The sequence below is a fragment of the Microcoleus sp. B3-A4 genome (genome assembly GCF_036705385.1).
In the GTDB taxonomy this organism is placed as follows: domain Bacteria; phylum Cyanobacteriota; class Cyanobacteriia; order Cyanobacteriales; family Microcoleaceae; genus Microcoleus.
In genome coordinates this window covers 1-4809 of record NZ_JAUBUI010000156.1, presented here as the reverse complement: position 1 = coordinate 4809, position 4809 = coordinate 1, and the positions used below count along the sequence as shown (strand labels likewise).

Genomic DNA, 4809 nt, shown 5'->3' with positions numbered 1-4809 from the left:
GGGGTTTAACAAACTTTCACTGGTGGCCTCAAGTTCCAGTTGCTGCTTAATTATGGGTAAGCACCCGGACATGATATTATTGATATTTCGAGAATTAAGGTGAAGAAACATCACGCTCCTCGTTTAATCGCAATTGTCCTTTACAAAATTTTTGTTGATTCCCTCTTGACAGTAACTTCTATCGCTTTGCTTTTAGCACGAAAAATCATCAACTCTTAGAGAAATTTGCGGAATCTTATTTGTTAGAAAGCCAAGTAAAAATTGTGGAGTTTTTATTAGACTAAGTTCTAAGTATCAAGCCTCAAACGTTACTATTTAGCGGACTGGCGACCGGACTGTATGCAATTTTAACTGTTTCACTGTACTTAAGTTAGTGATATTTATCGCAAATGTAGCCCTCTTATGGTATTAGTTCCACCATTTGCTGAAGCATGGTAAGGAAGCTTAAAGTTTTGATTATTCAGAGGAAACTCACTTGATTTTTTAAATGTCAGCATTTTCCATTTTAAGGTCATAAAACGGCTGATCAGTCAAATAAAAACCTAAATCTTTATAAAAATCGCCTACTTGTAAAGATTCGATAAAGCTAAAAGGGGTTATACCCCCTATGAGTTATAGTGACATATATATAGATGCACCCTGATGGCTTTCCCGTTCCACAAGAGCGGGATTTTTATTGGAAAAATATTGTATTAAGTTTTAAGACTCTTGGTGGAGATAAAATTGGTGGACAATTTCAATAAAACGATCGCCCGATGCAAAAATAGCACAGCTAAAGCAAAAACGATGATTCGGAGCGATCGAACATCCGCCCTAACTCTGCGAAATAACCCAAAGACGTTAGCATAGTTTGGGAAACGGCATCAATGGAAGATCAACTTAGCGTTCACAACAGCGCTGCAACAGGGCGAAAACACCATAATTAATAGTTGATTGTGTTCTAATTTTTGAAGTTTTATGGATTAAGAAGATTTGACTCATGATGTTAGGTCAATTTTCTGGAATCCCCAACTGGATGATGCTTAGTTTCACAAACTTTTAATTTTTTTTACTGAATCTTGTCTCCGACAATCAACCCTCTTTGTCACTTAAGCAGTGTCTTTGCCAGTTGGGTAACGAATCTGAGTTATAAAACAATTAAAAACCCGGTTTCTTATTGAAGAAATCGGGTTGTTGAAATCGATGGTGAAGCGCGATTTGGTGTCTAAACTATTCGGAAAATAAAAGGGTAGCGGTAAGGTTGGTTAGGATTTTGCAAAATGTGGAGGATAGCCATTATTGTCAGTCCCCAGTGTAGTACGAAACCGATTAAGCCAGCCAAACCCAATGTCAAAAAAGATAGCGGCACCAGAATCAGAGCGTACAGCCATACATTAAAGTGAAAATTGATGGCTTCTGTGGCGTTTTCTTTGACAACGGGGTCATCTGATACTAACAATACAGCGATCGGCGCTCCGATCGAGAACAGTAACGTGCTGAAAAAAATCGCCCCGTGGCACACCAGTGATAGCAGCTTCCGCTTGTCCGAGTCGTACATATTATTTTTGTTCCTTGACTTTAATGATAATTTTACCTTTAATAGCAACTGTAGCACAGGCTATAATGGCGATCGGGTGATGATTCCCCTACCTAATTTGTGATGACAACTGAACTCGAAACTGAACTGCTAACTGCTGTTGAGCGCCGGCGCAACTTTGCTATTATCTCGCACCCTGACGCGGGTAAAACTACTTTGACAGAAAAGCTGCTGCTGTACGGAGGTGCAATTCACGAAGCAGGTTCTGTGAAAGCGCGGCGGGCTCAGCGACACGCTACGTCTGACTGGATGGCGATGGAACAGCAGCGGGGAATTTCTATTACTTCTACTGTTTTGCAGTTTGAGTATAAAAAATATCACATTAATCTGCTCGATACTCCGGGACACCAAGATTTTAGCGAAGATACTTATCGAACTCTGGCGGCGGCTGACAATGCGGTGATGCTTGAGGATGCTGCTAAGGGTTTGGAACCGCAAACTCGGAAGTTATTTGAAGTTTGTAAGCTGCGAAGTCTGCCTATTTTTACTTTCTTTAATAAGCTCGATCGCCCTAGCAGAGAACCTTTGGATTTGTTGGACGAAATTGAGAAAGAATTGGGGTTGCAGACTTATCCGGTAAATTGGCCCATAGGTACGGGCGATCGCTTTAAAGGTGTTTTCGATCGCAGGGCGCGCAAAATTCACTTATTCGAGCGGGCTAAACACGGTTCTCGTGCTGCTGTTGATACCGTCATCGAATTGGGCGATCCGCGCATTGAAGATTTGTTGGAACAAGACCTTTACTATCAGCTCAAAGAAGAGTTAGAACTGCTTGATGAGTTGGGAACTGAACTCGATTTAGATTTAGTTCGGGCTGGAAAAATGACGCCAGTTTTCTTTGGCAGCGCGATGAGCAATTTTGGGGTCGAACTGTTTTTAGATGCGTTTTTAGATTACGCTATGAAGCCGATCGCCCGCAAGAGCAGCGCCGGAGACTTGCCACCAACTTATGAAGATTTTACCGGGTTTGTGTTTAAATTGCAAGCGAATATGGACCCGAGACATCGCGATCGCGTTGCCTTTATTCGGGTTTGTACGGGCAAGTTTGAAAAGGACATGAACGTGACTCACGCTCGCAGTGGTAAGACGGTGCGTTTGTCAAGGCCTCAAAAGTTATTTGCTCAGGATCGTGAGTCGATCGAGGTTGCGTATCCAGGCGATGTGATCGGTTTGAACAATCCGGGGGTATTTGCGATCGGCGATACTATTTACACCGGCCAAAAACTGGAATATGAAGGGATACCCTGTTTTTCTCCTGAACTTTTTGCTTTTTTGAGAAATCCCAATCCTTCTAAGTTTAAGCAGTTCCGCAAAGGCGTTTCTGAGTTGCAAGAAGAAGGCGCAGTGCAAATTATGTACTCGGTTGATGAGTCGAAACGCGAGCCTATTTTGGCGGCTGTCGGACAGTTGCAATTTGAAGTTGTGCAGTTCAGAATGCAGTCGGAATATAATGTGGAAACGACGATCGATATGTTGCCTTACAGTGTAGCTCGTTGGGTTGACGGCGGTTGGGATGCGCTGGAAAAAGTTGGGCGGCTGTTTAATACGGTGACGGTGAAAGATACTTGGGGAAGGCCAGTTTTGCTGTTTAGAAATGAGTGGAATTGCCGACAGGTGGAAGGGGAGCATCCTGTGTTGAAGTTAAATGCGATCGCCCCTGTGGTGTCTGGTTTGGCTGTTAGCGAGGAGTGAGATTACCGCAGGCAAAGGACACAACACTGTTGTGTCCATACAAATGATATTTATTCGGCTTAAATACGCCGGATATAAGAAGTTACAATCACGGCTCTAACAGTTTTTCTAAGATGGTGTAAATGTCTTTTTTGTCACCATCTTTACGTCTCCCTAGTCCCACGACAACAACTAGAACTCGATCTTGTTCGACTTGATAAACTATACGATAGCGCTGTCCACCAGCTCGGATGCTGCGAAATCCTGATAGTTATCTACAAGGGCTTTGCCTTGCTTTTGTGGTTCAAATTTTAGTTGATCAATGCGATCGCGCAATTTTTCCTGTTCTCGTCTATCTTTGACTGCCTCCAACATTTCCAGTGCCAGTGGCGTAAGCTGGATCTCATATTCGATCGCATTTTCTTCGTGATTCAGAGTCCCAATTTTGCTTTGGCATTTTCCCAGGAAATAGTTTCCTCTTGGCGTGCTTGGGTGATGCTTTGACGCAATTTGGTAACGAATTCTGTATCGGTGAGAATATCTAAGGTTTCTAACAGTTCAGTCAAATGCGTGTAGCTCATTGCAGCCATAACGGGAACGCCATCTTGAGTGATGATGATAGGCTCATTGATAAGTTCTTGGGGTAGGTTTGGAAGCTGCTGCTGTGCTTGGGCAATGGTGAGTCGTTTGGACATGGTTGTACTAAAGCAACATTACTTTTAATTTAGCATTTCGGCCCAACTAACTGGTTTCCAGCCGCTGACGCTGGTAACAAGTAAATCCAAAATCCAAAATCTAAAATCTAAAATCTAAAATCGGTTGACGGCTGGCCCCCTATGCGGCTACGCTTTGAAGTGAGAGGTTGCTTGCTTGTAGAGGAGGCAGCCCGCGTCGCCCAAAAATCTAGTTGCACTGCCCAAAGCTGCTACCAACAGCAATGGACAGCTAACCGCCAAACTGGGACTAGCAGTCTGGAGGCTAACGGAGTATCTTAACATCCTCTGTAGCCGCCCTGCTATGTGTTGAAATGCGGGGCGGCTGGGTTTTTGGGTTTTTCTAGAAAACCCAAAACCAGGAGAACATATTATGTCACAGGAATTCGTGCCTGACGACAACAAATTCGATCGCCCAAATGACGACTCAGCAGCAGTATGCGAACAGGAAGTGGTGCTGTTAACGGTTGTCGGTTCGCCCAAAGGTGTCAGGGAAACCATACTCACTTTGTACCGGCTGGGATTTGCAGAAGTGGGCGATTGGAGTCCCGTACAGCGTGCCGCTAATCCGAAGCAGGTGATGAGCGTGCTGATCCGTCGGAGGCGGGCTGATGGTACATCGCCGAGAAAATCTGGGCGGTAAGCTGCAAGGTTAAGTAGCTAAATTTGAGGGCGGGCTTTTAACGCTCTGTCCCTGAGTCCGGCAGTCCGGCAGGGGTTGAAACCCCTGCCTCAAAGCTAAAGTCCTCTGAAGAGGACTGAAGAATTCATTAGTCCTCTTTAGAGCGTTCCACGGGCGCCGCACGCCCGTTATGAATCAAAGAAACAGTTTCGCTCGCCCAAAAGTTG

6 protein-coding genes are annotated in these 4809 nt (G+C 44.4%); 2 read left to right on the top strand and 4 right to left on the bottom strand.

The window, feature by feature from the left end:
- Positions 1-1204: 1204 nt before the first annotated feature.
- A complete protein-coding gene (locus QUB33_RS28585; protein WP_333357749.1) occupies positions 1205-1537 on the bottom strand; it encodes a DUF4870 domain-containing protein in 333 nt (110 codons plus the stop codon).
- A gap of 102 nt (positions 1538-1639) precedes the next feature.
- On the opposite strand from QUB33_RS28585, the gene prfC reads away from it, so the two are divergent.
- On the top strand, positions 1640-3268 hold the full coding sequence (gene prfC / locus QUB33_RS28580) for a peptide chain release factor 3 (protein WP_333050296.1): 1629 nt from the start codon (positions 1640-1642) through the stop codon (positions 3266-3268).
- Positions 3269-3469: 201 nt separating this feature from the next.
- Here prfC and QUB33_RS28575 read toward each other — a convergent pair whose 3' ends face one another.
- The 3 genes from QUB33_RS28575 to QUB33_RS28565 form a co-directional block, all read right to left on the bottom strand.
- The gene (locus tag QUB33_RS28575) at positions 3470-3622 is read right to left on the bottom strand and encodes a hypothetical protein (protein WP_333357745.1); all 153 of its coding nucleotides are present in this window, start codon (positions 3620-3622) and stop codon (positions 3470-3472) included.
- 56 nt (positions 3623-3678) lie between these two features.
- The gene (locus QUB33_RS28570; RefSeq protein ID WP_333357741.1) at positions 3679-3942 is read right to left on the bottom strand and encodes a prevent-host-death protein; all 264 of its coding nucleotides are present in this window, start codon (positions 3940-3942) and stop codon (positions 3679-3681) included.
- A gap of 147 nt (positions 3943-4089) precedes the next feature.
- The gene (locus QUB33_RS28565; RefSeq protein WP_333344023.1) at positions 4090-4245 is read right to left on the bottom strand and encodes a hypothetical protein; all 156 of its coding nucleotides are present in this window, start codon (positions 4243-4245) and stop codon (positions 4090-4092) included.
- Positions 4246-4333: 88 nt separating this feature from the next.
- Between QUB33_RS28565 and QUB33_RS28560 the strand changes: the two genes are divergently transcribed.
- Positions 4334-4603 carry a hypothetical protein gene (locus tag QUB33_RS28560; RefSeq protein ID WP_333357737.1) on the top strand — a complete coding sequence of 90 codons (270 nt, stop codon included), beginning with the start codon at positions 4334-4336 and terminating at the stop codon, positions 4601-4603.
- Positions 4604-4809 lie beyond the last annotated feature (206 nt).